The sequence below is a fragment of the Panacagrimonas sp. genome (genome assembly GCF_965216805.1).
Lineage (GTDB): Bacteria > Pseudomonadota > Gammaproteobacteria > Nevskiales > Nevskiaceae > Panacagrimonas.
In genome coordinates, this window is sequence record NZ_CBDCGN010000003.1 from 1,141,776 (window position 1) to 1,167,912 (window position 26,137).

The 26,137-nt window shown below is 65.9% G+C and carries 13 protein-coding genes and 1 pseudogene; 12 read left to right on the plus strand and 2 right to left on the minus strand.

The features are described 5' to 3' along the window. Positions 1–4: 4 nt before the first annotated feature. Entirely contained in the window at positions 5–331 is a 327-nt protein-coding gene (locus tag ACOOHP_RS18260; protein ID WP_420467912.1) for a hypothetical protein, read from the plus strand. A gap of 228 nt (positions 332–559) precedes the next feature. Here the strand turns inward: ACOOHP_RS18260 and ACOOHP_RS18265 are convergent, their stop codons facing one another. Beyond that, positions 560–781, minus strand: a complete 222-nt coding sequence (locus tag ACOOHP_RS18265; protein ID WP_420467913.1) for a hypothetical protein — start codon at positions 779–781, stop codon at positions 560–562. 337 nt (positions 782–1,118) lie between these two features. On the opposite strand from ACOOHP_RS18265, the gene ACOOHP_RS18270 reads away from it, so the two are divergent. The 6 genes from ACOOHP_RS18270 to ACOOHP_RS18295 all read left to right on the plus strand — a co-directional run bounded on the left by ACOOHP_RS18270 (position 1,119) and on the right by ACOOHP_RS18295 (position 16,783). Further along, positions 1,119–2,153: a helix-turn-helix domain-containing protein gene (locus ACOOHP_RS18270; RefSeq protein WP_420467914.1), complete on the plus strand. Its 1,035-nt coding sequence runs from the start codon at positions 1,119–1,121 to the stop codon at positions 2,151–2,153. 590 nt (positions 2,154–2,743) lie between these two features. Continuing rightward, positions 2,744–3,952 (plus strand): TolC family protein, encoded by a 1,209-nt coding sequence (locus tag ACOOHP_RS18275; RefSeq protein WP_420467915.1) that lies wholly within the window; start codon positions 2,744–2,746, stop codon positions 3,950–3,952. Further along, complete coding sequence (locus tag ACOOHP_RS18280; RefSeq protein ID WP_420467916.1) at positions 3,949–6,054, plus strand: type I secretion system permease/ATPase; 2,106 nt, start codon at positions 3,949–3,951, stop codon at positions 6,052–6,054. Before ACOOHP_RS18275 ends, ACOOHP_RS18280 begins: the two co-directional genes overlap by 4 nt. Beyond that, the gene (locus ACOOHP_RS18285; RefSeq protein ID WP_420467917.1) at positions 6,051–7,268 is read left to right on the plus strand and encodes an HlyD family efflux transporter periplasmic adaptor subunit; all 1,218 of its coding nucleotides are present in this window, start codon (positions 6,051–6,053) and stop codon (positions 7,266–7,268) included. The genes ACOOHP_RS18280 and ACOOHP_RS18285 overlap by 4 nt, the downstream gene beginning before the upstream one ends. Before the next feature lie 97 nt (positions 7,269–7,365). Beyond that, a complete protein-coding gene (locus tag ACOOHP_RS18290; RefSeq protein WP_420467918.1) occupies positions 7,366–14,199 on the plus strand; it encodes an Ig-like domain-containing protein in 6,834 nt (2,277 codons plus the stop codon). 115 nt (positions 14,200–14,314) lie between these two features. Next, on the plus strand, positions 14,315–16,783 hold the full coding sequence (locus tag ACOOHP_RS18295; protein WP_420467919.1) for a hypothetical protein: 2,469 nt from the start codon (positions 14,315–14,317) through the stop codon (positions 16,781–16,783). Between the two features lie 12 nt (positions 16,784–16,795). On the opposite strand, the gene ACOOHP_RS18300 is transcribed toward ACOOHP_RS18295, so the two are convergent. Next, positions 16,796–18,354, minus strand: a protein-coding gene (locus ACOOHP_RS18300) for an IS3 family transposase (RefSeq protein WP_420465030.1) whose coding sequence is annotated in 2 segments (ribosomal slippage) — positions 16,796–17,916 and positions 17,916–18,354 — 1,560 coding nt in all. Because the reading frame shifts where the segments join, the coding sequence is not laid out codon by codon here. A gap of 70 nt (positions 18,355–18,424) precedes the next feature. Between ACOOHP_RS18300 and ACOOHP_RS18305 the strand changes: the two are divergent. The 5 genes and pseudogenes from ACOOHP_RS18305 to bcsZ form a co-directional block, all read left to right on the plus strand. After that, positions 18,425–19,060 (plus strand): annotated as a pseudogene (locus ACOOHP_RS18305) (outer membrane beta-barrel protein); the annotation flags it as partial. Between the two features lie 453 nt (positions 19,061–19,513). Then, on the plus strand, positions 19,514–19,993 hold the full coding sequence (gene bcsD, locus ACOOHP_RS18310; protein WP_420467920.1) for a cellulose biosynthesis protein BcsD: 480 nt from the start codon (positions 19,514–19,516) through the stop codon (positions 19,991–19,993). A 59-nt stretch (positions 19,994–20,052) separates the two neighbouring features. Next, on the plus strand, positions 20,053–20,535 hold the full coding sequence (locus tag ACOOHP_RS18315; RefSeq protein ID WP_420467921.1) for a hypothetical protein: 483 nt from the start codon (positions 20,053–20,055) through the stop codon (positions 20,533–20,535). A gap of 3 nt (positions 20,536–20,538) precedes the next feature. Further along, a complete protein-coding gene (gene bcsA, locus ACOOHP_RS18320) occupies positions 20,539–24,942 on the plus strand; it encodes a UDP-forming cellulose synthase catalytic subunit (RefSeq protein ID WP_420467922.1) in 4,404 nt (1,467 codons plus the stop codon). A gap of 53 nt (positions 24,943–24,995) precedes the next feature. Beyond that, a complete protein-coding gene (bcsZ, locus tag ACOOHP_RS18325) occupies positions 24,996–26,126 on the plus strand; it encodes a cellulose synthase complex periplasmic endoglucanase BcsZ (protein ID WP_420467923.1) in 1,131 nt (376 codons plus the stop codon). Positions 26,127–26,137 lie beyond the last annotated feature (11 nt).

Below are 26,137 nucleotides of genomic sequence, written 5' to 3' on the forward strand. Positions count from 1 at the left end.
GGGCTTGATCGACCCCGGCGTCTGCAGTGGCGCCGGCCTTCAGCGCCCGCTCGATACCGACCTGTGCGTGATTGCGCTCCGCAATCTGCACGTTGATCAATTCGAGCCATGCGTCGACGCGCGCCTTGAGCGCATCTGTCCGCAGGGGTTGCAGCTCCAACTCCAGCTCGGCGACGGACATCGACCAGGGTTCCTCGCGCAGATGCCCCGGCGGCGCCTTGCGAAACTCGTCCATGCTTTGCTGGACGCGCTGCTCAACCGGATCGGGCGCAGCGGAACGCGTCGGCGCCTCCCCCGAGGGTGCCTGCGCGAAAGCGCCGAGCGGCGATAGGGCGAGGACGAGTACACACAACCCGAAATGTCGCATGGTGATCTGCGCCTGTAGTGCGGACGATAGGTTCCAGGGACCGCTGCGTGCCGGAATCGCCGGACGACTGTCAGGCCCGAATTTGTTTGTTTTTTGGCGTTGCCCGATGGATGCCGATACTACGAATTACGCGGCAGATTCATTGGTAGGCTAGGGCGCCGGTTGCCCTGCTGGAATGCTCAGAGTTGACGGCTAGTTGTCCAAAAAAGCGACCGACACGCGCGGCGTGTTCGGATCGTCAGCCGTTTGCTCGGATTGCGTGGAAACGGTCAGAACCAACAAGCAATCGCTCAGAGCCAACATTCCAGGGATGCCCTGCAGTGGTTCACCATCTCGGGAGAAATCCAGCAAGTTCAACCAATAAGTAATGGGATCGTCATCCAGCTGGCTGAGCGCAATGCTCCTGCTATCCACTTGTTTTCCGGGAACTGGTAGCCAGTGCGGTAAGTGCAGGTGATTGCGTATCGATCTGGAGCGTCAAACGGACCACCGGGACAAGTGCCTGGCGGGCGGTGGGTAAGGCTGCTCCCGAGAGGACCGTGCCGGGCTGGGCGGTCTTGCCAATTTGGGAGCGCGAGACGTTGACGGAGCCTTCCGCAGGTCTATCGAGTCACGGCCTGAAATGGGCATCGCGCCCCAGTTTCACGCGATCCCAGATCGTCGCTGGTGAACGCGGCTGGGACCCCGGCCGAGTACGGTTCGAGTACATCCCAAGCCGTTGGGAAACATCGATCAATCGATCGAGCCGGCCATGAGAATTCAGCCGACCTTCTGGCAACAGCTCAAGAGCACGATGTCGGAAGCGATCTGCGGCAACGACGGCGTGATGAACCGTGCCGGGCAGATCATGGACCTTGCCATCGGCTCGTCGCTCAGCGAGCAGCACGAGGTGGCCAGCGAACTGTTCGGGTTTCTTGGCAGGTTGCCCCATGCGGTGGACCTCGCTTTCCAGCTCGGGCGCTGGAGGATCCGTCCGACCGCATTTGGCGAGATGTCGCTGGGTATCCAGGTGGCGCCGACGGTTGCGGATGCGCTGCGTGCGGTGGGCCGGTTCTATCGGCACGAGGTTCCGTTGATCGATTTCTCGTTTATGGAAACCGCCAGCGAGGGAAGGCTGACCGTGGGCTTTCGTCGCCCGATCAGTAGCCAGGGCGAAGCCCTGCTGACTGCGTTCTGCGTGTGCATGGCCTACGTCAAGATTCAGCGCATCACCGGCCGTAGCCACAACATCAAGCGGCTGGAACTGACACCCGCCTCGAAGGCCTACGAATCGGGGTATCGCAAGCATTTCTTCATCACCCCGGAAACCGACCATCAGAGCAACGTCATCGTGCTCGAGCGGGCCGTCCTAGACTTCGAGAACCCGCACGCCGACCCTCACACCTACGACAACATTCTGTCGGTGTACGCCGCGCGCGAGGAATTGCGAAGCAACGGCATGCGCGCCGAGTTGCGTGTGCGCGAGTGGGTCATGTCCACCATTGGTGCGCCGCCGGCGTTCGATGACGTGGCTGCGCTGATGCGCCTGACGCCCAGGCAGTTGCGCTTGGTCCTGGCCAGGCAGAGCACCAGCTATCAGGCGATCGTGCGGTCGTGCCGTGTCGAGTACGCCACCGCCCTGTTCAAGGACCCGACGATATCGCTGTCGGAGATCGCACACCGGCTGGGGTATTCCGACCTCTCGGCATTCACGCACGCTTTCAACCGGTGGACGGGCAGGAGTCCTTCCACATTCAGAAGGGAACTGGAGTCGCATCCCGCCGCCTCGTCGCGAGCTGATGGCTAGCCACCGCCGCCTTCGCTTGTCCACAAACGTAGGCGGACAAATGCCCGACGGTGTTTTTCTTCAGACGGGCTGCCGCATCCTGGTGTGAGCCGGCCGGATATCGCGCCGGGCAGCTCCTCCCGGTCCGCAAACGGAACAGGGCCCGTTGTCAGATTAAACATGGATCGCGTCACAACGAACATTTGGTGTCGCAGGTTTATTCCATAAGCTTTTGTTAAAGCGATATGCGCATCGTTCCAGTCGAATCAAGCAGGGGTCGGCACGCCAGAAGATGGCGTTCGAACTGCCCCAAAGCGTGAAGTGCTCGCCTTCTGCCGCAAACCCCGCGATGTAGCGCGGCATGAGGATTCATCAGGCGCTGCGCCCCGACCGGCGCGGCATCCATTCATCGATACGCTATTGAATCCATGTGCCGGGCCGTAGTCGTGTCGATCACGTTCGTTGGCATCGCATCCTGTTTGGTCGGAACCCTGTCGGCACGGGCGGGTTTCGAGGCAGGCCCGGTTGTAGATCCGGTTGCCGACCGTTCGGATGGCGAAGTGCTGTCAGTTGTGCCGGCGATAGCGGCTCGATCCGTCGAAGGACTCGACATGATCGAGGCCGTACGTCTAGCCGTCCATCGTCACCCGTCGATCCTGGCGGCTCGCGAAAGTGTCCAGAGCGCCAGGGTGTCCACCGACATCGCGCGCTCGGCCTATTACCCGAGGCTGAACGCCGGAGTCGGCCATGGCGCCGACTCGGGGCGACGATCCGGAGAAACCGGAACACTGGGGGTTTCGCAGGTGCTCTACGACTTCGGCAAGACCTCCACGACGGCAGAGGTGGCGGACGCCGAAGTGCAACTGCAGGAGGCCGAACTGCAGCGGATCACGGACGAAATTGCATTGCAGGCGGCCGAAGCGGTCGTGCGCACCCACCAGTACCAGGAACTCGAGCGCCTCTCGGCCGAACAGGTCGACGCCGTCGAGCAGGTTCTTGACCTGGCGGACAAGCGCGCGCAGGCCGGACTGAGTCGGGAGGTCGACGCGATGCAGGCCCGATCCCGGGTCGATGCCGCACGCGCCAACCGCTGGCAGATCAAGGCACAGTTGAACGAGGCGCGGCTGACCTTGCAGAGCCTGCTGGGCGACGCCTCACCTCGCAGGATCGCAGGGCTGCCCGATCCGGACGTCGCCGCCCGCGCGATCGAGACGACCGCCGACGGCGAGGATGCCGCCGAGATCAGGATCGCGCGCGCCGAGCTGTCGATCGCAGCCGCCGAATTGCGGCAAGCGCGGGCTCAGCGCTGGCCCACGGTATCGATGGACGCCTCGCTGGACAAGGACATCAGCGGACGCCAGAGCGCCGATTTCCTGGAAGCCGACGACGAGCCACGGTGGATGGTCAACCTGTCGTGGACCGCGCAGGGCAACGTGGTCAACCAGCGTGTGCGCGCGGCCACGCTGGCCCAGCAGGCAGCGACCTCGCGGGTCGACGCCGCCGCACTGACCAGCAACGACGCGGTGAGAGGCCTCAGAGCGCTGATCACCGGTGACGTAGAGCGACTGGCGATACTCGAACAGCGCCAGCAGAGCATCGAGCAGGTGCGTGGCCTGTACCGAGAGCAGTACAAGCTGGGAACCTTGTCCATTCTGGATTTGCTCAGCGCCGAGCAGGAGCTGTATCAAGCTCGCTCCGAGTGGGAGGTGGCCCGCCACGAATACTGGACTCGGCTGATCGGCCTGGTCGCCGCTACCGCGCAGACACAGACCTTTTACAAGTTTGGCGCTGACCCGGCTGAACCCCGGAGCGTTCAATGAGGGCGCCCCTGTTGCAGAGCGCCCGTTGGGCCGAAGCGATAATGGCGGTGGCCAGCCATTACCGGCTGCAAATCTCCGCCGAATCGGTGCGCGGCGCGCAGCAGTGGATGGCTGATAGCCAGGACTCCGAAGCCATGCTGCACCAGATGGCGCGCAGTGCCGGGCTGCTGTTGCGATTCAGCGCCTACCAGCCGCATCTGCTGCAGCCGCGCAAGTTGCCGGTGGTCGTGCAGCTCGATGACCAGAGCGTGATCGTGGTCGTAGCGCTGTTGGCCGAAGGGCGATACCGGGTGATCGACTGCGACGAGCTCGGCATCGAGTCCACACTGGAGGGACACGAGCTGGCAGCACAGGCGCGGCGTATCGCCTTGCTGCGGCCAATCACCGACGCCGCCGACACGCGGGTCGACGATTACATCAAACCCTACCGCGCCAACTGGTTCTGGAGCATCGTGCTGCAGGACTGGCGGCGCTACGGCGACGTGATGCTGGCCTCGCTGATGGCCAATGTGCTGGCGCTGGCTGCGGTGGTGTTTTCCATGCAGGTCTACGACCGCGTGATCCCGGCGCAGTCGATACCGACGCTATGGGTGCTGTTTATCGGCGTGCTGATCGCACTCGCATTCGAGTTCGGGTTCCGGGTGTTGCGTCTGCACATCTCCGATCGCGTCGGCAAGAAGGCGGACCTGACGCTGTCGGACGAGATCTTCGGCCGCGCGCTGCGGATCCGCTCGGAGGCGCGCCCGGCTTCGACCGGCGCCTTCATCGCGCAGCTGCGCGAAATGGAGCAGATCCGCGAACTGCTGGCCTCTACCACCATCATCGCCTTGGCCGATCTGCCGTTCTTCGTCCTGTTCCTGTTCGTGCTGTGGAGCATCGCCGGCAACATCGCGCTGGCTGCAATCCCGATCATCATGCTGCCCGGTCTGTTGATGCAGAAGCCGCTGGCCAGGTTGTCGCGCCAGGGTCTGCGCGAGTCGGCCTTGCGCAACGCGGTGCTGGTGGAGGCGGTGCAGGGCATCGACGACATCAAGCTGATGCGCGCCGAGCCGCGCTTCCAGGGGCAGTGGAACAACGTCAACGACGTCGCCGCCACGATCAGCATCAAACAGCGCTTCCTGACCCACGTGCTCACTGCCTGGACGCAGGAGATGCAAGGGCTGGTTTACGCCGCGGTGCTGCTGATCGGCAGCGTGCAGGTCATGCGCGGCGACATCACCACCGGCGTGCTGGTCGGCGCCTCGATCCTGGCCTCGCGGATGATGGCGCCGCTGGCGCAGTTGTCCGGCATCTTCGCCCGCTGGCAGCAGGCCAAGGTAGCACGGGAGAGCCTGGATAATCTGATGTCGCGCCCGCTGGACCTGCCGCCCGAGCAGCAGTTGACGCACCGGCCGGTATGGCGTGGCGAGTTCGAGCTGCGCGGGATGCGTTTCAAATTTGCACCTGATCAGCCAGCCCCGACGCTGGCGATCGACCGCCTCCACATCCAGGCCGGGGAGCGCGTGGCGGTACTGGGCAAGATGGGTTCCGGCAAGTCCACGCTGATTCATGTGCTCTGCGGCCTGCTCAGCCCGCAGGAGGGCAGCGTCGCGCTCGGCGGTGTTCCGCTAGCACAGATCGACCCTGCCAACATCCGTCGCGACCTCGGCGTGCTGACCCAGACCGCGCAACTGTTCCATGGCAGCGTTCGCGAAAATCTTCTGCTCGGCGCGCCGCAGGTTGCCGACGACGCGGCCATCGCCGCGCTGCGCATGGCTGGCGCCGAATCCTTCCTTGCTTCGAGCCCCCGCGGGCTGGACACCACGATCCTGGAAGGCGGGCGTGGACTGTCCGGCGGCCAGCGCCAGGCCCTGCTGCTGGCGCGCACCCTGCTTCGCGACACGCCCGTGGTGCTGCTGGACGAGCCCACCGCCAGCTACGACGAACTCAGCGAGCGCAACGCCATCACTGCGCTGCAGCCGTGGATGCGCGGCCGCACGCTGATCGTCGCCACGCATCGTCCCGCGCTGCTGGCGCTGGTGGATCGCATTGTCGTTCTGGACGGAGGGCGCGTGGCCATGGACGGCGACAAGGCCAAGGTGCTCGGAGCGCTGCGCGGATGAACGCACCGGCCACGAGTGCGGGCGCGGCAGACGATCGCACGACGTTGCGGCGCCTGCCGTCGCTGGCGCTTTCGCGTGAGCCGCTGCCGGCAAGTTCGCGCACCGTCTGGCTAATGGCGGCGCTGATGGTCGCGCTGGCGATCTGGGCCAGTGTGGCGCGTCTCGACGAGGTGTCGGTCGGCGACGGCAAGGTGATCCCCAGTTCGCAGGACCAGGAGATCCAGTCGCTGGAAGGCGGCATCCTGGTAAGGATGCACGTGCGCGAGGGCGACATCGTCGAAGCCGGCCAGGTGCTGGCGCAGCTCGATCCCACCCGCACCGAATCGGCGGTGGGTGAGAGCGCGGCCAAGATCCGTGCGGCGCTGGCCTCGGTGGCGCGCCTGACCGCCGAAGTCAACGGCACGCCCCTGGTGTTTCCTGACGAGGTCAAGGCCGATCCGGCACTGGTGAGGTCCACCACGGCCTTGTACCAGTCGCGCCGCAACGGCATTGCCACCGCACTGACCGACCTGCGCCAGGCAGAAGCTCTGGTCCGCGAAGAACTGGCCTTGACCGAGCCACTGGTCGCGCAGGGTGCGGCGAGCGCCGTCGAGGCACTTCGGCTCAAGCGGCAGCTCAACGATCTGCTCGGCAAGCAGAACGAGGTCCAGAACGATTATCTGGTGACGGCGCGTGAAGAGCTGGCCAAGGCCGACGCCGCGGTCGATGCCGAGCGTTCGGTCCAGCGCGGACGCACCGACGTGCTCACGCGCCTGACCTTCACCGCGCCGATGCGCGGCATCGTCAAGTCCATCGCGGTCAACACCGTCGGCGGCGTGGTGGCGCCTGGCGGCGAGCTGATGGAACTGATCCCGCTCGACGACCGGCTGCTGATCGAGGCGCGCATCTCGCCGCGCGACATCGCCTTCATCCATCCCGGCCAGGAGGCGGTGGTCAAGATCACCGCCTACGACTATTCGATCTACGGCGGCCTGCGCGGCGAGGTCACGGTGATCTCGCCGGACACGATCCAGGACGACGTTGATCGCGACATCTTCTACTACCGCGTCTACCTGTTGACCGAAAGCGATCAGCTGGTTTCGAAGACCGGACAGAAGCATCCCATCGTTCCCGGAATGATCGCGACCGTCGACATTCGCACCGGCGAGAAAACCGTTCTGAGTTACCTGATGAAGCCGTTCAACAAGGCAGGCGAAGCCCTGCGTGAACGCTGACCGACTGTGTGTCCCGTGTGTAGCGACACGTTGTATGCGTGAAACCAAAGTCCCCCTGAGTCGAGTCGCACCGACCCTCTGAAACAAGGAATTAGAGATGACCACCAACGCTGTTATTACCGACAAGGTGTCTCACCAGAAGACCACCCAGGCCGCCAGCAACATCAAGCTGTCCGAGCCGTCGGTGGTGGAACTGCAGTTGACGCGCTCTCAGATCGCGTCGATGCAGCAGCAGGGCGAGACGCTGGTGATCCAGACCGTCTCCGGCGAAACCATCGTCATCGAAGGCTTTTATGTCACCGATAACGACGTGGTCAGTGAACTGGTGCTCGACGGTGGTCCCGAAGGTTTGTGGAAGGCCGAAGCGCCCGGGTTCACCAATGTGTTCACCCAGATCGAGACCATCGATCCGCTGCTGATCTATGGCGAGTCCGGCCTCGGTGGCTGGTTGCTCGGCGCCGCGGGTGTCGCCGCGGCGGTCGGCGTCGTCGCGCTGGCGGACGATGACAGCAGCGGTGGCGGCGGACCGGCAGCGCCCAGGGCTGCGCTGCGAATTGACAGCATCGGCGGCGACAACACCGTCAATGGCGCCGAGGGTGCCGGCACGGTACGCGTGGCGGGCTCGGCGACTGGCGATTTCGTGGCCGGCGCACCGGTGACGGTCACCGCCAACGGCAATCAGTACACCACGGAGCTGCAGGCCGACGGCACCTGGGAGGTGGACATTTCCGGCGCCGACCTGCTCGCCGACCCCGACCAGACGGTCGATGCACAACTCACGCAGGACGACGGCAGCGGCACGCCGGAAAGCTTTGATGCCAGCCTGCCCTACGACATCGATGTCGATGCGCCGGACGCCGACTCCACGCAACTGGTCGTCAATCCGATCGAGGGTCCGATCGACGTGGACGGCGTCGAAACCATCAGCGGCACCGTCAGCGGCGAGTTCACCGCGGGCGATCAGGTGAGCTTCACCCTCAACGGGCAGACCTACAACGCGACCGTCGACGCCGATGGCAGCTGGTCGGTCGACGTCGACGGCGCCGACCTCGCCGCGGCCGCCGGCGACCCGATCGAGGTCAACCTGCTGGCCAGCGACGGCGCCCAGAACGTCGGCAGCATCGTGGTCGATTTTCCCGATTACGAAGTGGTGCCGTCCGCGGCGACCACCACACTGACCCTCGGCGCCATCACCGCCGACGACATCCTCAACGCTGCCGAAGCCGGCGCCAGCGTTCCAGTCAGCGGCAGTGTCAGCGGCCTGTTCACCGCCGGTGACGTGATCAGCTTCACTGTCGGCGGCACCGACTACGACACGACGGTGGCAGCCGATGGCACCTGGTCGGTCAACGTCGCCGGCGCCGACCTGGTCGGCGAGGCCGACCGCGCCATCGATGCCACCCTGCTGGCCAGCAACGCCTCCGGCGCAACCGGCAGCATCAGTGCCAGCCGCAGCTACGCCGTGGACCTTGACGGCCCCGACGCCGACAGGACCACGCTGACCGTCAACCCCATCGCCGCCGACGGCACCCTCGACGCGGACGAGGCGGCGGGCACGGTCGTGGTCAGCGGCCAGGTCGAAGGCGAGTTCACGCCCGGCGACGTGGTCACCGTCAGCGTCGGTGGCCAGACCTACACCGCACAGGTCGGTGCCGACGGCACCTGGTCGATGGACATCGACGGTGATGATCTGGCGGCCGCCGGCGACGGCCCGCGCACGATCACCGCATCGATCACGGCCACCGACGACGCTGGCAACACCGGCTCCATCCAGGCCAGCCAGGACTACCTCGTCGATACCGACCCGGACCAGCTGCAGCCGCAAACGCCCAATGCGTCCACCACCTCGCTGATCGTCGGCATCCTCTCCGGCGACGGCGTGATCAACGCCGCCGAAGCCGGCGGCACGGTGCCGGTCAACGGCATCGTCAACGGCCTGTTCACGCCCGGTGACGAGGTGAGCTTCACGCTCAACGGCACCGAGTACAGCACCACGGTTGGCGCCAACGGCGCGTGGTCGATCAACGTGGCCGGCGCCGATCTTGTCGGCGAGGCGGATCGCTCCATCGACGCCACGCTGATGGCCAGCAACGGTCCCGGCAATGTCGGCGCCATCAGCGCCAGTCGCGGCTATGGCGTGGATGTCAGCTCGCCGGACGACGCCACCACCACGCTGAGCATCAATCCGGTCACCGCCGACAATACGGTCGATGGTGACGAGGCGGCGGGCAACGTCGCGGTCAGCGGCACCGTCAACGGCGAATTCTCGCTGGGCGACACGGTGACGGTCACCGTCAACGGCAACACCTACACCACCAACGTCAATGGCAATGGCGCGTGGTCGGTCAACGTCTCCGGCGACGATCTGGCCGCGGCTGGCGATGGTGCGCAGTCGCTCACCGCGACCGTCGCCGCCAGTGACGATGCCGGCAACGTCGGCACCATCGACGCCAGCCGCAACTACACCGTCGAAGTCGCGCCGCCACCCCCGCCGCCCCCGCCTCCGCCCCCGCCTCCGCCGCCGCCGCCGCCTCCGCCGCCGACGCCCAACGCCAACACCACCGACCTGATCATCGACAGCATCACGGCTGACGATGTCATCAATGCCAACGAAGCCGGCAACGGTGCGATTCCGATCAGTGGCAGCGTGACCGGCCTGTTCACGGCCGGCGACGAGGTCAGCTTCACCCTCAACGACATCGAGTACCGCACCACGGTTGCGGCCAACGGCAGCTGGTCGGTCAATGTGGCCGGCGCCGATCTGGCCGCCGAAGACGATCTCGCCCTCGATGCCACCCTGCTGGCCAGCAACGGGCCGGGCAATGTGGGCGTCATCACCGAAAGCCGCACCTATCTCGTCGATGTCGAGGCGCCGGACGGCACCACCACCACGTTGATGGTGGACCCAATCGCGGAAGACGACGTGCTCAATGCCGTCGAGGCGGCGGGTACGGCTGTGGTCAGCGGCAGCGTCGACGGCGAGTTCAACCCGGGTGACGTCGTCAGCTTCATGGTCAACGGCGAGACCTACACGGCGGAAGTCGACGCCGACGGCAACTGGTCGGTCGACGTGCTGGGTGCCGACCTGGCCGCGGCCGGTGAGGGCGTCCTGCCGATCACTTTCTCCGTGGCCGCCTCGGACGACGCCGGCAACAGCGGCATCATCAGCGTCACGCAGGACCTGACGGTCGACACTCAGGGCCCGGACGCTGGTTCCACCACCCTGACGGTGGCCCCGGTCCCCGGCCAGGGCACGGGCGGCACCGTCAACGAAGACGACTACGCCGGCATGGTCGCGGTCAGTGGCTCGGTCACCGGCGAGTTCAGCGAAGGCGACGTGGTGAGCTTTGCCCTCAACGGCACGACCTACGAGGCCCTGGTGGATGCCGCCGGCGCCTGGACGGTGGACGTCAGTGGCGCCGACCTGGCCGATCACGCCCCGCCGCCGGCGATGCTGGGCGGAGAATCGCAGGCGCTCATCGAAGCCACACTCACCGCCACTGACGATGCTGGCAACACCGGCATTGTCACCGACGACCAGGCCTACACCGTCGATACCGAAGGCGTGGCCCGCCTGGTCATCGACCCCGTCACGATGGATAACATCCTCAATGCCGCCGAAGCCGGCATGGACGTGCCCATCAGCGGCAACGTGATCTTCGATGAAGCCCTGCAGGCAGGAGCTGAAGTCAGCTTCACGATCAACGGCAACACCTATACCGCCGACGTCAACGAGGCCGACGGCAGCTGGTCGGTGGCCGATGTGGCCGGCGCCGACCTGCTGGCGGCCAATGGCACGTTCGACGCCACGCTCACCGCACTGGACGTCAACGACAACGCCGTCAACACCACCCGTACCCGCACCTACGAGATCGACGTCGCAGCCCCGAACGCCGACAACACCACCCTGATCATCAACGCCGTCACGGCAGACAACCAGCTGTCGGCCGACGAAGCGGCAGGCGATGTCGTCATCACCGGCACGGCCAGCGGCGAGTTCAGCGAAGGCGACGAAGTCACGGTCACCGTCAACGACAACGACACCTACACCGCGATGGTGGATGCCAATGGCGGCTGGTCAGTGAGTGTGGCGGGCAGCGATCTGGTAGCCGACGCAGACCTGATCGTCGACGCCTCGCTGACAGCAACGGACGCGGCCGGCAACGCCGGCACCGTGACCGATACGCAGGAATACACCCTGGCGCCCCTGGCGCCGACCTTCGACACCTTCGAGCTCGACCTGATCGACGACAGCAGCGCCAGCGGCAGCAGCTCCGACAACATCACCAACGACACCTCGCCGCGCATCCGGGGCGAAATCTCCGGTCTGTCGGACACCGATGTGATGGCTGCGCAGGCAGGCGAGGTCACCGCCACGCTGTTCGATGACATCAACAACGACGGCGTGCTCGACATGGGTGAGACGGTGTTCGCAGAAGACCTGCTTCTGCAGATCACCAGCGTCGGCGCCGGCAACGCGCGTTTCGACGGCATCAACGTGGAACTGCCGCTGCTGCCCAACGGCAGCTACAACCTGCGCGGGGTGCTGATCAATGCCGAGGGCGAGCAGTCCGGGGTCGGCACGCTCGATGGCCGGGAAACCACCGACCCGATGGCCGCCCTGCGCATCAACACCATCGAGAACTACAACGGTGTCGGCTGGGAAGTGACCTCGGCCGGTGATTTCAATGGCGATGGTATCGAGGATTTTCTGGTGTCCGGAACGGCGGTCCAGGCTGGGCGCCAGTCCGCCAGGCAGTCTGACGTATATCTGCTGTACGGCGACGCAACTGGGGTTCCGGGGCCCGAGACCATCTACAACATGGGCGCCGAAGAGGGCATCCACTTCACCCTCAGCAACAACCAGGGCACCAGTGGCGACGCCATCATCACCGGCCAGACCTTGCGCGGCATCGGCGACCTCAATGGCGACGGACTCGACGACTTCGCCATGGGTTCGCACTGGAACGATCGGGTCTACGTCATCTTCGGTCGCGAGGGTAACGACGTTGGCGCACTGGACCTGTTTACGCTGGACAGCAACGAAACCCGTGGCGATCTGGGCTTCGTCATCCGCAGCGGCAACTCGGCCTACTTTGCCTCTTCGGTATCCGGTGGCGATCTCAACAACGACGGCTACTCCGACCTGATCGTCGGCGACATCGACGGCGGCAACGGCGCTGACGGTACGTATTACGTGCTCTATGGCCGCGAGGGCGCGGGCGATTCCACCGTGTGGGACAACATGCGGGCGCTGCGGCCGAGCCAGGGTGGGCTGGTCTACGGCGGCAATGCGCTGGGCACGACCAATGGCGACCCGGTGCCGGACCACGTCCAGGTCACCAACAGCCGTAACGAGGTCGACATGGGCCACACCTCCGCGGTGGTGGGCGATGTCAACGGCGATGGCTACAACGACTACATCGTCAATGCGGGTCTGGACCAGGCCGAGACCGGCGGCATCTTCCAGCAGGGCGCCGTCTATCTCATGTTCGGCAGCGAATCCGTATTGCCGGAAAACTTCGATGTCCGCACGCTGACACCGGAACAGGGCGTGGTTCTGACCGGTACCGAAAACCGTGAAGTCCTCGGTGGCACCAGCCGCGAAGGCAGCCTGAATGGCCAGCAGGGCGACAGCATCTTCGCTCACCACTCCTCCATCCGCGGCATCGGCGACATCAACGGCGACGGCATCGCCGACTTTGCGGTTGGGTCGCCGTACTGGGGCCGGCCGGGGCAATACGTGCTCAACGCGCCGGGCCGGGTCTACGTGCTGTTCGGCCGCGAGGAGGGCAACGACTGGACGGACCTCAATCTGGGCTCGCTAGCCAACGGCACGGGCGGCTTCATCATTCGCAGCTACATCAACGATACCAACTCCAACGGGCAGTTCGGCTTCAGTATCAGCTCGGGCGGTGACATCAATGGTGATGGTGTTGACGACTTCCTGATCGGCGGGCCGGCACTCGATCCCGCTGGCGGCACTGATCGTGGCTCCGTGTTCGTCGTGTTTGGTCGGCCCGGCGGTGATTTCTTCGCGGCAGCCGGGCAAACCCAGACTCAGGTCGTGAACAACAACGGGATCAATATCGATCTCATGATTGCCAACGGCACCGCGATGCGCTTCAACGGCCTCAACAATGAGGACTACACGGGCACCGGTGTTGAGACGGGTGACTGGAACGGCGACGGCATTTCTGACTTCGCCTTCGGACGTTGGCAGGCCAATGAATCAACGCTGGGCAGCGAACCCGTCCCCATTGGGCCTGCCTCGGCCAACTACAACGACGTGAGCGGGGCAACGCCTGCGACCGGCACCGGCCGTACCAGTGCCGGAACGTTCCACATCTACGAAGGCTCTTCGGATGGCCTCACCGAAGCATTCACCGCAGACGCCGACGAGATTGACGGCACCAGCGGAGTCGATCTGATCACCGGCGGGTGGGGTGACGACGAGATCTTCGAGATCGGTGTCGACGATACCGGCAGCACCGGGCCCGGCGTGCAGCACGATGTCGCGATGGGCGGGGCCGGCGACGACATCATTGGTCTCATCGGCACCAAATTCACCCGCGTTGACGGCGGCCTGGGCTACGACATCCTGCAGCTGGATGCGCCTGGCCTGACGATCGACCTGATCGAGATGGGTCTGCGCGTGCAGGGCTTCGAGCAATTCGATCTGGGTAGCAGCGGCACGCTGAACCTGCGTCTGGGCGATGTGCTCAGCCAGCCGGATTCGCTGGGGTCCGATGGCTTGCTGGCAGTCCGCGGCAGCGGGACATCGGCAGTGGGTCTCGTCGATTCCGGCTGGACCGACACCGAAACCACGCAGGTCATCGGAGGGGTGACCTACGACGTCTGGGACAACTCGGCCACCGACCGGATGGGTGACTTGTTGATCGAACAATCCGTCCAGGTTCCGGTGATCTGAAGCCGCATCGCAGCCGTCGGCGTTACCGCCAGGTCGCGCCGACGGCTGACCCGACTCAACACTTGCTGTACCGAAAACCATGATCCCTGACTCATCTCGCAAAGGAAGCCAAGCTGTGTGGAACCATCTGGATACGACATTTGCCGCGCTTCGACGAACACTGGGCGGTGCGCTGCTGCTCGCGGCTGGCCTGGGATCGGCGCATGCGGCCACGACGACGTACATCGTCGATACCCTGGCTGAGGGCACCGCCGACGCCAATGTCGGCGACGGCGTTTGCCTGACGGCGGCCGGGGAATGCTCCCTGCGTGCGGCGCTGGAGGAGGCCAATGCCTTGCCTGCATCGGAAGGTGACGACATCCGCATCGAGTTCGCCGAAGGGCTGAGCGGCGACATCGTCCACAGCGGCGGCACGCCGCGGATGTTCGATGAAACCCTGGGCAACACCGCGATCAACAACTACATCGGCTTTGGTGCGTTCCTGCACGTCAATGCCAGCCGGCCGTTGGCCCTGGACTTCGACGAGCGCATCGAACTGCTGCAGAACAACGATTCCGAGTACGCGATGCTGTTCATCGAATCCGACGACGTGGTCGTCGAGAACTTCGACGACGCAGAGAAACGGGATATCGCCGGCGCCGGCGTTGCCAGTGCCGGCGGCATCATGGCGGCCGGCACCGCCATCGTCATCGGCGGTTCGCGGGTGACGCTTCGCAATGGCCTGTCGTCCGACCCCGGCACCATCATCATGGAAAGCTGCATCGCGTTGGTCGACGGTGCCAGCGACGTCACGGTCGAGGACTTCTACTGCCGCAGCTCAGTGCTTTTCGGCATCTACTTCGACGAACGTGGCACCTACTCCAACATCGCCCTGACGGGATTCGAGACCCAGGGCGGGCAGGGTTTCGGTGATGTCTGGGTGGAGTTCGGCACCGACGACGAAAAAACCATCGTCAACGGGCTGACCATCACCAATTCCGAGTTCAGGAGTCAGGCCAACCAGGGCCTCGACTACACGATCGGCATCCGCGAAAACTCGGTGGTCAGCGATCTGGTGATCACCGAATCCCGCTTCATCGCGGCCGACACGTTTGGTATCGGCATCTTTCCCACGGCGGTGACCAACGGGCTGTCGGTAAGTGGCTCGACGATCGACGGCACCCGCCAGTTCATCCGCGACGATGGCCGCACCTTGCAGACCGGCATGACGGTGAGCGGCAACACCTTCACCTCGGTTTCGGACGACATCGTGATCCTCAACTCGCCGCACCAGGATGCGCTGATCGAGAACAACCAGTTCCTCAACAGCCGTGGCGCGGGCAACGTCGCCGGCGTACGGGTGGAGCCCATTGCCTCTGGCAGCAACAACGTTATTCGCGGCAATACGTTCTCGCAGGAGGAGCCGACCAACAAGTTCGCGATCTGGATGCGCGCCAACCCGGGCGTGGATCTGCCGACCGGCTGGTCGATCCAGGACAACGCCGTGGTCAACATCATCGGCAGCCTGTTCGGCCCGATCTTTCTCGAATTCGACGGCAATACGCTGACCAGCGGCAACACCTTCGGCGAGGGCACGCGCGGCGCGGACGTCGATAATCTTGCGCCAGAGAACGACGATTCGTTTTTTGTCGTCAACCGCAATGCCGGCACCAACGACAGAATTCAGACCTGGCGTGCGACCGGCGCCGTCTTCACCGGCACCACCGTCCGCGTGGCGGTCGCCCCGGTGACAGAACTGCGGCCGGGCAATACCGAACCCACCCTGCCGGTGTCCATCGACGTCTACTACACCGCCACCAACCAGGCAGAGACCTATCTCGGCCGCATCCCCGGCACGCATTCCACCGAGACCGTGTTCGAGTTCACCTCCGACGCCACGGCCGGCGCGGTGCGTGCGCAGATCACCGACGCCGAAGGACGCTCGTCGCAGTATTCGGCCTCGACTTCGGTGGTGATGGGTGTGGATACGGCCGCCGACGACGACATGGACGGCCTGCCCAACGGCGCCGAATGCGAGATCAACCTGCTGGGCATCCCGATCACCTGTCGTGACAGCGACCTCGACGGCATGCCTGACTTCCAGGATCCGGATGACGACAACGACGGCATCCCGACGCTCGTCGAATGTCCGACCGGTTCACCCTGCGTGAACACCGACGGCGGCCCACGCGAGAACCATCGCGATCTGGATTCCGACGGCGACGGCATCTCCGATGCCAACGAGTGCCCGGATCAGCCCTGCCGCGATACCGACGGTGATGGCGTGGCCAACTATGTCGACACCGACTCCGATGGCGACGGCCTGACCGATGCGATGGAATGCCCGCTGGGCATCGCCTGCCCGGACGACGACGAAAACGGCGTCGAAGACTATCTCGAACCGCCGGGCACGACCGTCCTGCGCGGCACCGGCGGCGGTGCGGCCGGCCCCTGGATGCTGGTGCTGCTCGGCGGCATTGCCCTGCTGCGGCGGCGTCGCGTGCTGGCGCCGCTGGCCGGGTTGATCGCACTGTTCGGCGCGTTCGGCGCGCAGGCCGCCGGGAGCCAGGACTGGACCTCGCGCCTCCGGCGCGCGTCAAGGTAGTTGCCGCCTCATTCATGCAGCGAGTTGCTTAAAGGTTTCGGCGACGTGGGTGTTGATGACGCAGTCGCGTTCGGGGTTGAGGGTGACGGCGAGTACCGGCGACCAGTTTCGCGTTGCGCCTGACCATCGTGCAGGGTTTCGTTCGCGGGCTTGGGCGTAGAGCGCGTGGCGCGCCGCCAGGATCGGACCATCGCTGCCGTCGTGGCGCTGTGCCGGGCTGACGTAGCGGATGCCGCTGTGGCGATGATCGATGTTGTACCAGCGCACGAAGCCGGCTGCCCAGGCGCGCGCTGCCGCCAGGTCTTCGAATCCTCTGGCCGGAAACTCGGGCCGGTACTTGGCGGTGCGGAAGAGCGATTCCGCGTAGGCGTTGTCGTCGCTCACCCGCGGCCGCGAGTAGGAGGGCTTCACTCCGAGCCAGTGCAGCATCGCCAGCACCGTGGTGGCCTTGAGCGTGGCGCCGTTGTCGCCGTGCAGCACGGGCTTGTTCACCAGGGCCGCAATGCCCTCTGCCAGGGCGGTGCGCCGCACCAGATGCGCTGCGTGATCGGCATGGTCGCGGTCATGGACCTCCCAGCCGACGATCTTGCGGCTGTAGAGGTCGAGAATCAGGTAGAGGTGATACCAGCGTCCCAGCACCGTGGCCGGCAGATAGGTCATGTCCCAGCACCACACCTGGCGCGGTGCAGTGGCGATGTGGGTGGTCGGTGGGCGTACCGTGTGCGGCTCGCGGGCGCGTCCACGGTGAGTGGCTTGGCCATGTGCTCGCAGCACACGCGCGAAGCTGGACTCGCTGGCTAGGTACACGCCTTCGTCGGCCAGCATCGGCACGATGCGCGCTGGCGGCACGGCCTCAAAGCGCGGCTCATTAGCCACGCGCAAGAGCTCGGCACGCTCGGCCAGGCTCAGGGCATGCGCCGGTGTGGGTCGGACGGCCTGGGGCCTTCCATCGCCGTCCACGAGCCCCCCGCACGCTCTCCAGCGCTGCAGGGTGCGGGTGTCGATGCCCGCGGTGTCGCACGCGGCGTGCAGCCGGGCACCGGCACCCTGGGCGATTTGAATGTTGTGGGCCAGGCGTTGGCGATCTTCGAGGTCGATCATTCGTCCTCTGCCTTGTTGAAGATCGCCGCGAGTTTTTTTGAAAGGACCAGCAGAGCCGCCGTCTCCGCCAGCGCCCGGTCCTTGCGCAGCAGGTCGCGCTCCAGCTCCTTGATGCGCTTGCGGTCCTGTCGCGTCGCCTGCGGACTGGCACGGGCTTCTTCGGGTTCCGCCAGTGCGGCCGTTGCGCTGGCCCGCCACTTCTCCAACTCCGTCGGAAATACACCCTGTTCCCGGCACCACACACTCCGATCCGCTTCGGCCATCGGTGCTGTTGCAATCACCGCCTCCAGACGCGATCCCGCGGTCCACGTCCGAGCCTTCACCGGCCCGGACTGCGTCTGCTCTCGCCAACGCTGCAAGGTCTGGGCACCCACTCCCACTGCTAACGCCACGTCTTCCACCGCCGCGCTTTCAGGCGGCAACAGCCGCGCTACCGCGCGGTCCTTGAATCCTTGTCCGTATCGAGCCACGTTCTACCTTCATTGACGCCCCCAGGGATGGTCCTATCAAGGCGGCAACTATTCTGACGCGGGGGGCCTCTATGGCGGGGCCATGGTCGGCGGTCTGTTCACCGACTTCGACGAGGGGGGGCTGAACCGGGCCCTGCAGGACGCCGGCTTCAACCTGGAACCCATCGGCGACGACAGCGAGTCGGTGGGCTACGGCTTCTGGGTCGGGTATGCGCTCAACAGCTATCTGGGTCTGGAGCTGTCCTACACCACCGGCGCCGACGAACAGGTCGAGTTCAGCGGCTCGGTGGGCGGCGACGATCTGCAGGCGGCGCTGGATGTGGCCGAGCCCTTTCTGACGGGATACGGCGACACCTACCTGGTTCGCCTGCGCTATCACCACGCCCTCAACGATCGCTGGTTTGTCAGCCCGCACGTCGGCGCCGGCATCACCCAGACACGCGATACCCTGGACAGCCGCGACCAGCGGGCCAAGCTGGACGAGGACTCCTTCACCTGGGCGCTGGGCGGCGGCATCCATTACGCCCTGACCCCGGACTGGTCGCTGGGCGTCGGGGCCGACTACTACCAGGCCTCCAGCGACAACGCCTACACCGTGGTCAGCGGCATCGTGGAATGGCGCTTCCCGCGTGCGCTGCGGCCTCACGTGCCGGTGCTTCCGCCGCCGGACAGGGAGCCGGTGCGGGTGGTTCCTTTGGCCGAATGAGGAATGGGGGCAACCGAGCAAGATCCGGCTTCCTCGTGCAGGCTTGATGGGTGCTGGCGTGCACGTTCGACAAGTACCAAGTCACTGCGAGCATGGGTGCGGCGATCAAGCCTTGCTACGGTCGCCGAATTCACCAACGCTTGGCCTCGTCGGGCGTCCCGTCAGAATTTCGTGAGGGTTTGGTGAGGAATCGGTGCGGACTTGCGGGGCCCTGCGCGTTACCGTTCGGTTGATCGGAACGAGGGCGGGGCGTGGTCCATATCGAAGCGCATCGCAGCGATGCAGAAGTTTGGCACGAAAATCGCTGCCGCCGGACCAGCCGGTCGTACCTGACCAATCGGTTAGGCTTCGGCAGCAACGTCCCGGTACCCCTGGGGGTTGCCTGTGGCGACCTCTATCCACCGGCGGTCCGGGCACGCCCGAATCCGCTCGCCCTGTTTGAGAACCGTCTGCATGGATGCACCCCTCGAAGCCGAAGCTTTTCTGGCCCGACATCGCCCGCGCCAGGCCGGCGCGCTGCCGATGTTCGCAGCAGTGACGGCGGAACTGGTCAAACACGTCGGCGCCGAACAATTGCGGTCGTTGTTCTACTTGGCCGGCAGTCGCATTGCAGAGGAGAACCCGCTGCAGGGCGTGGACCGCATCGGCGATCTGGAGCGCGCGGCCAGGAGCTTGCTGGCGCGTCACGACTGGGGCTGGTTGCGTATCGACCAGCACGAGGATTCGGTGGATTTCGTGCACGGCGACGCGCCGCTGGAAAGCTGGTTCGGCGAAGACAGCGCCGCCTGGGCGCCGGCGCTGTTCGAGGGTCTGTACAGCACCTGGGTGCGCCAGCTCGGTGCCGAAGAGCGTTTGCAGTTGAGGCAGGTCGGAAACACCGACAGTCGGAGTCGCGAGCTGCGCTTCCGGCTGATGCACGAGAATCATTTCTGAGACACGGCAGCGCGCCGGGGCGGCCTGTTCCGGGGTTTCGCGCTACGGGAAAAGCGACCATGAGCGATTCGAGACAGAAGAAGTCACACAACGACGTTTCCCGGCTGCTACAGCAGCTCAAGGTCGACGCGTTCGAGTTCCGCAGTTTCGACCGCGGACCGCAGCACGACACCGGTGTGCCGGACTTCGACTCCGTCGCCACCACACCGTCGGCGCCCGAAGTCCCCACGCCGGTGCCGCCGGCAGCGGCAGTACCCGTGATCGTGCCGACCAAGACGATGACGGCGACGCCGGTCACCCGTCTGCCGCCGGCCGCGCCAGCGGGCAAGGTCGACCCGCACGTTGGCGAGGTGTTCGGGCGCCTGTTGCGGCAAGCGCCCAGCCGCGCCGATCGCAAGACCTCGCTGAAACTGGCGCTGCCGACCCGACCCAAGCCGGGCAGTGCGCCGCGCAAGCCCGATCCCAGCACCCTGCGGGACGTATTCGAGCGGCTCAGCCGCGCGCCGGGACCTCGTGTCAGCCTGATCCGCAGCCGGGACTGATCGATGACTCCAGCATCCGACTCCGGGCGCGACGGCGCCTGGGACAAGCTGGCTGCGGCAGCGTTGATCCTGCCGTTCAGCCTGCTCGGCGTGGCCCTGTTCGGCTTCGCGGTGACGCCGATGAACCTGATGTGGCAGTTCGTCGCCGGCACGTTTGCAATGCTGGTGGCGCTGCTGGTGCTCCGCCACAAGTCGCGGCGCATCTCGCTGTTCCTGATGGCGCTTTCACTGGCGTTCTCGACCCGCTATCTGTACTGGCGCTTCACCGAGACCCTGCCCATCGGCGAGGGTCACAACCTGTTCGATCTGGTGCTCGCCAGCGGTCTGCTGGTGGCGGAAACCTACGCCTTCGTCATTCTGCTGCTGGGCTATTTCCAGGTGCTGTGGCCGCTGAGCCGGCGCCCGGTGCGGCTGCCTGACGATGCCGCAGACTGGCCGACGGTGGACCTGTTCATTCCGACCTACAACGAGGCGCTCGGCGTGGTGCGCCCCACCGTGCTGGCGGCGATGGAGATCGACTGGCCGCAGGACAAGTTGCGCGTGTACTTGCTCGACGACGGCCGACGCCCGGAGTTCGAGGCGTTCGCCAGGGAGGCCGGCGCGTTTTACATGACGCGGCCAGACAACCGGCACGCCAAGGCCGGCAACATCAATCACGCGATGCAGCAGACCGATGGCGAATACATCGCCATCTTCGATTGCGACCACATCCCCACGCGCTCCTTCCTGCAGATGACGATGGGCACGCTCGTCGCCAACCCGCGCATTGCGCTGGTGCAGACACCGCATCATTTCTTCTCGCCCGATCCGTTCGAGCGCAACCTCAACACTTTTCGCAAGGTGCCCAACGAAGGCGAGCTGTTCTACGGCCTGGTGCAGGCCGGCAACGACCTGTGGGACGCCTCGTTCTTCTGCGGTTCCTGCGCGGTGATCCGGCGCACGGCGCTCGAAGAGGTGGGCGGTATCGCGGTGGAAACGGTGACCGAGGACGCCCACACCGCGCTGCGGCTGCATCAGCGCGGCTGGCAGTCGGCCTACATCGGCATCCCGCAGGCGGCGGGCCTGGCCACCGAATCGCTATCCGCGCACATCGGCCAGCGCATCCGCTGGGCGCGTGGCATGGCGCAGATCTTCAGGCTGGACAATCCGTTGATTGCGCACGGGCTCAAGCTCGGGCAGCGGCTGTGCTACAGCAACGCGATGATGCATTTCTTCTACGGAATTCCGCGTCTGATCTTTCTGACCAGCCCGCTGGCCTTCCTGTTGTTCGGCGCCGAGATCATCCGTGCCGAAGCGCTGATGATCCTGGCCTATGCCTTCCCGCATCTGGTGCTGGCGGTGATGGCCAACTCGCGCCTGCAGGGTGCATTCCGGCACTCCTGGTGGGCGGAGGTGTACGAAACGGTGCTGGCCACCTTCATCATCCTTCCCACCACCTTGGCGCTGATCAATCCCAAGCTGGGCAAGTTCAACGTTACGGCCAAGGGCGGCATGGTCGACCGCGACTATTTCGACGGCGACATCGCCAAGCCCTATTACCTGTTGTACCTGCTCAACATGGCCGGCGTGATCGCCGGTGTGTTGCGGCTGATCTTTGCCGACGACCCCAAGGTCGGCACCGTGCTGCTCAATCTCGGCTGGGCCACCTACAACCTGATCATCCTGGGTGCGGCGCTCAGCGTGGCCGGCGAAAAGCGCCAGGTGCGTTCCGCGGTGCGCGTGCAGGATGAACTCAAGGTCCAGCTCCGCCGCGCCGGGGATGCCAAGGTGATGCCGACGATGACGATCGACCTGTCCACCGCAGGCATCGCCATCCGCGCCATCCCCGGCGAATGGTTCGAGCCCGGCCAGGCGGTGGAAGTGGCGCTGGAGTCTCCCGGCCGTCCCATGTGGCTGCCGGCCAGCATCCGCCGCACCACTGCAGACCTGGTGGCCATGGAATTCGCTGCGCTGACATTGGACGAGGAATCCAGCCTCACGCAGTCGTTGTTCGGGCGTGCCGATGCCTGGGTGGACTGGCGCGATCAGAACGTGCGGGATCGGCCGCTGAATTCGCTGGCCAATATCTTCCGGATCTCGCTATCCGGTTCGAGAAAATTCTGGGAGTGGGTCGTGAAGCAACTGTTACTCAAGCGGGGTAGCGGCGCGCGTGAGCGCACCGCCAGTTTTGCGCTGGCGCTGGCGGCCGGCGCGTTTGCGGCGAGCAGCGTGTTGGCGCCGCAGCCGGCAGCGGCGCAGGACGCAAACCCTGCAAGCGCCGCTGTCATCGACGCACCGCAACTGCAACTACCGGTGCGCGCGCTGCCGCCGGTGCTGACCACCGACCGCGTCGCCGGCGAAACCCGCCGCGTGCTGAGTTTTGAAGAGCTGGGCGTGCAGTACCCCATGCGCATGAGCACCATCCTGGGCCAGTCCAGCGTCGGCCTGGGTCTGCGTCGCGACCAGGTGGTGACCAAGGCGCAACTGCGCCTGCGTTACGCGCACTCGCCCTCGCTGATCGAGACGCTCAGCCATGTCACCACCCTGATCAACGACGAGGTGGTGTCGACCTTCGAGCTGCGCCGCGACGACGCGCCCGGCGCAGAACGCATCATCGACATCAATCCCAGCCTGTTTCAGGAGTTCAACCGCATCCGCTTCGACGTGCCCATGCACTACACGCTGGAGTGCGAAGACCCCACCCACACCAGCCTGTGGAGCATCATCAGCGACCAGTCCCAACTGGAGCTGACGCTCGCCGCGCTGCCGCTGCCGGCGGATCTGGCGATGCTGCCGCGGCCGTTCTTCGACCCCAACGATCCGCGGCGCCTGACCTTGCCGGTGAGCTTCGCCGGACAGCCGGATCGCGACACCATGAGCGCAGCCGCGGTGGCGGCGAGTTGGTTCGGCGCGCAGGCCGACTACCGCGGCGCCGAGTTCCCGGTGCGCATCGGCAGCCTGCCGATCGGCCACGGCCTGGTGCTGCGCAGCGGCCGCGACTTCGCCGATGACAACCTGGGTCCGATGCCGGATCGTCCGCGCATTCGGGTGGTGGTGCATCCAGCCGATCCCGGCTCGCGACTGCTGCTGCTGGAAGCGCCCGACGCGGCCGGTCTGTTGCAGGCGGCGCAGGCGCTGGCACTGGGTGCGTTCAACCTCGACGGCGCGGTCGCCGAGGTCCGCAGTGTGGAACTGCCGCCGCCGCCGGCGCGCGGCACGGCGCCGCGCTGGGTCAATCCCGACCTCAAGGCGCGCCTGGGCGAGCTGAGCATTGGCGAGACCAGCGTGCGCGGCATGAATCCGGGGCCGATGAATTTCGACTTCCGTCTGCCGCCGGACGTTTATTTCTTCGAGGAAGACGGCGCCAAGGTGGACGTGCGCTATCGCTACAGCCCCGGCGTGGCGCCGGACTCGTCGATGACCACGCTGACCAACGAGGCGTTCATCGGTTCGGTGCTGTTGCCGCGCGCCGGTCAGGCGCTGGGTGCCGAGGACGAGCAGGTTTCCGATCAGACCTACATCGAAGTGCCGGCGCATCGGCTGGCCTCGCGCAACCGTCTGACCCTGCAGTACCAGTTTCTGCGCCGCAGCAACGAGCCCTGCGAACATTTTCTGCCGCAGTCCATCGGCGGTTCCATCGACCCCGATTCCACCATCAGCTTCACCCGCCACGGGCGCTATGCACGCTGGCCCGATCTGGGACGCTTCCGCGATGGCGGCCTGCCGTTCTCGCTGACCTCCGATCTTGGCCAGACCGCGCTGCTGCTGCCGGAACAGCCCGACGAAGATGCCTTGAGCGCGGCGCTGACCCTGGCGGGGCACCTGGGCCAGACCACCGGCGCGCCCGGCCTGCGGGTCGCGGTAGACGGCATCGGCGCCGCCGAGACCTACGCGGATCGCGATCTGATCCTGGTCGGCCGCGAAAGCGAGCTGGACCTGCCGGTGATCTGGGCCGAGGACCTGCCGCTGATCGTGTCCACCGACGGCGCGCAACTGCGGCCGATGTCCACCGGCGCCGGCTTCCGTGCCTGGGTCGCGCAGCGCGACCTGGCCGGCGGTGGCAGCGAACTGGGCCTGATCCTGGGCGCGCGGTCGCCCTGGAGCGACCGCTCTGCGGTGTGGCTGACCGCCGGCAGCGACATCGCCTTGGCCGAGGTCGCGCGGGTGCTGATCGATCCGGAGCGTCGGCAGTTCGTCGAAGGCGACGTATCGCTGATCCGCGCCGACGGGGTCAGCGGATATCTGCTGGGCGACCAGTGGGGTATCGGTCGCCTGAGCCTCTACATCGCCTTGCGCGAATGGCTGGGCCAGCGGCCCTACCTGATGGCGCCGGTTGCGATCCTGTTCGCGATCCTGGCGGTGCTGCTCCTGTACTACCTGCTGCGCCGTCGCGCCGCGGCCCGGCTGAAGCCCGCGCGCCCGTCGTGATCCCGGTGCCGGCCCGCCACCTTGCCGTCTCGGGCCGGGCCGCGGCGACTCGCGTGCGGGCGCCGCGACCGGGTCGGCGTCGGCCCCGCCTGTGGCGCTGGCTGTCGTTGATCGGCCTGGCGATGACCCTACCGAGCACGGCCTGGGCCTCCAACTGGCCGGCCTGGGAGCAGTTCGCTTCTGCATACGTGCAGAACGACGGTCGCGTGGTCGACTGGACCACGGAGGCGCGCAGCATCTCGGAGGGCCAGGCCTATGCCCTGTTTTTTGCGTTGGTGGCGCAGGACCGGGACCGCTTCGAACGCATCCTGACCTGGACCGAGAACAACCTGGCGCAGGGTGATCTGTCCCAGCATCTGCCGGCCTGGCTGTGGGGGCTGGACGAGCACGCGCGCTGGGGCGTGCTCGATCCGAATCCGGCCGCGGATGCCAACCTGTGGCTGGCCTACACGCTGCTCGAAGCCGCCCGGCTGTGGCGCCGCAGCGACCTGCACGACACCGCGGTGGCGCTGCTCGACCGGATCGCCGAACAGGAAGTGCAGCGCGCCGGACCCGAGACCGTGCTGCTGCCGGGACCACAGGGCTTCGTGTCGGCCGCCGGGCTGCGCTTGAATCCCAGCTACTGGCCGCCGTTTCAGCTCAAGTATCTGGCCAGTGTCCAACCCGACGGTCCCTGGCAGGCGTTGCTGGACAGCTACCTGCGCCTGCTGCCGGACCTGAGTCCGGGCGGCCGCGTGCCGGACTGGTTCCTGCTCACCGAGGTCGGCCCGCGGCTGGACACCGAATCGGGCGGGGCCGGCAGTTACGACGCCATTCGCGTCTACCTGTGGGCCGGCTTCGGACCGGACGAACTGCCGGAAGCGCAGCAACTGCGCCGGGCGCTGGCGCCGTATGCCGAACTGGTGCGTGCCATCGGCCGGCCGCCAGAACGCTGGTATCCGGATGGTCGCGCACCGGTGGGCATCGCGCCGCCCGGCTTCGATGCGGCGCTGGTTCCGTTTTTTGCGGCGATCGACGCACCCGACCTCGCGCAAGCCGCGCGACAGCGCCTGGCGCAGGCCCGGGTCGGCGATCTGCTGGGGGTTCCTGCGCGTTACTACGATCAGGTGCTGTCTCTGTTCGGCGAAGGTTACGACCAGCGCCGCTTTCGTTTCGGCCCGGATGGCCGCCTGGAGTTGCCATGAGCCCGCGGCGC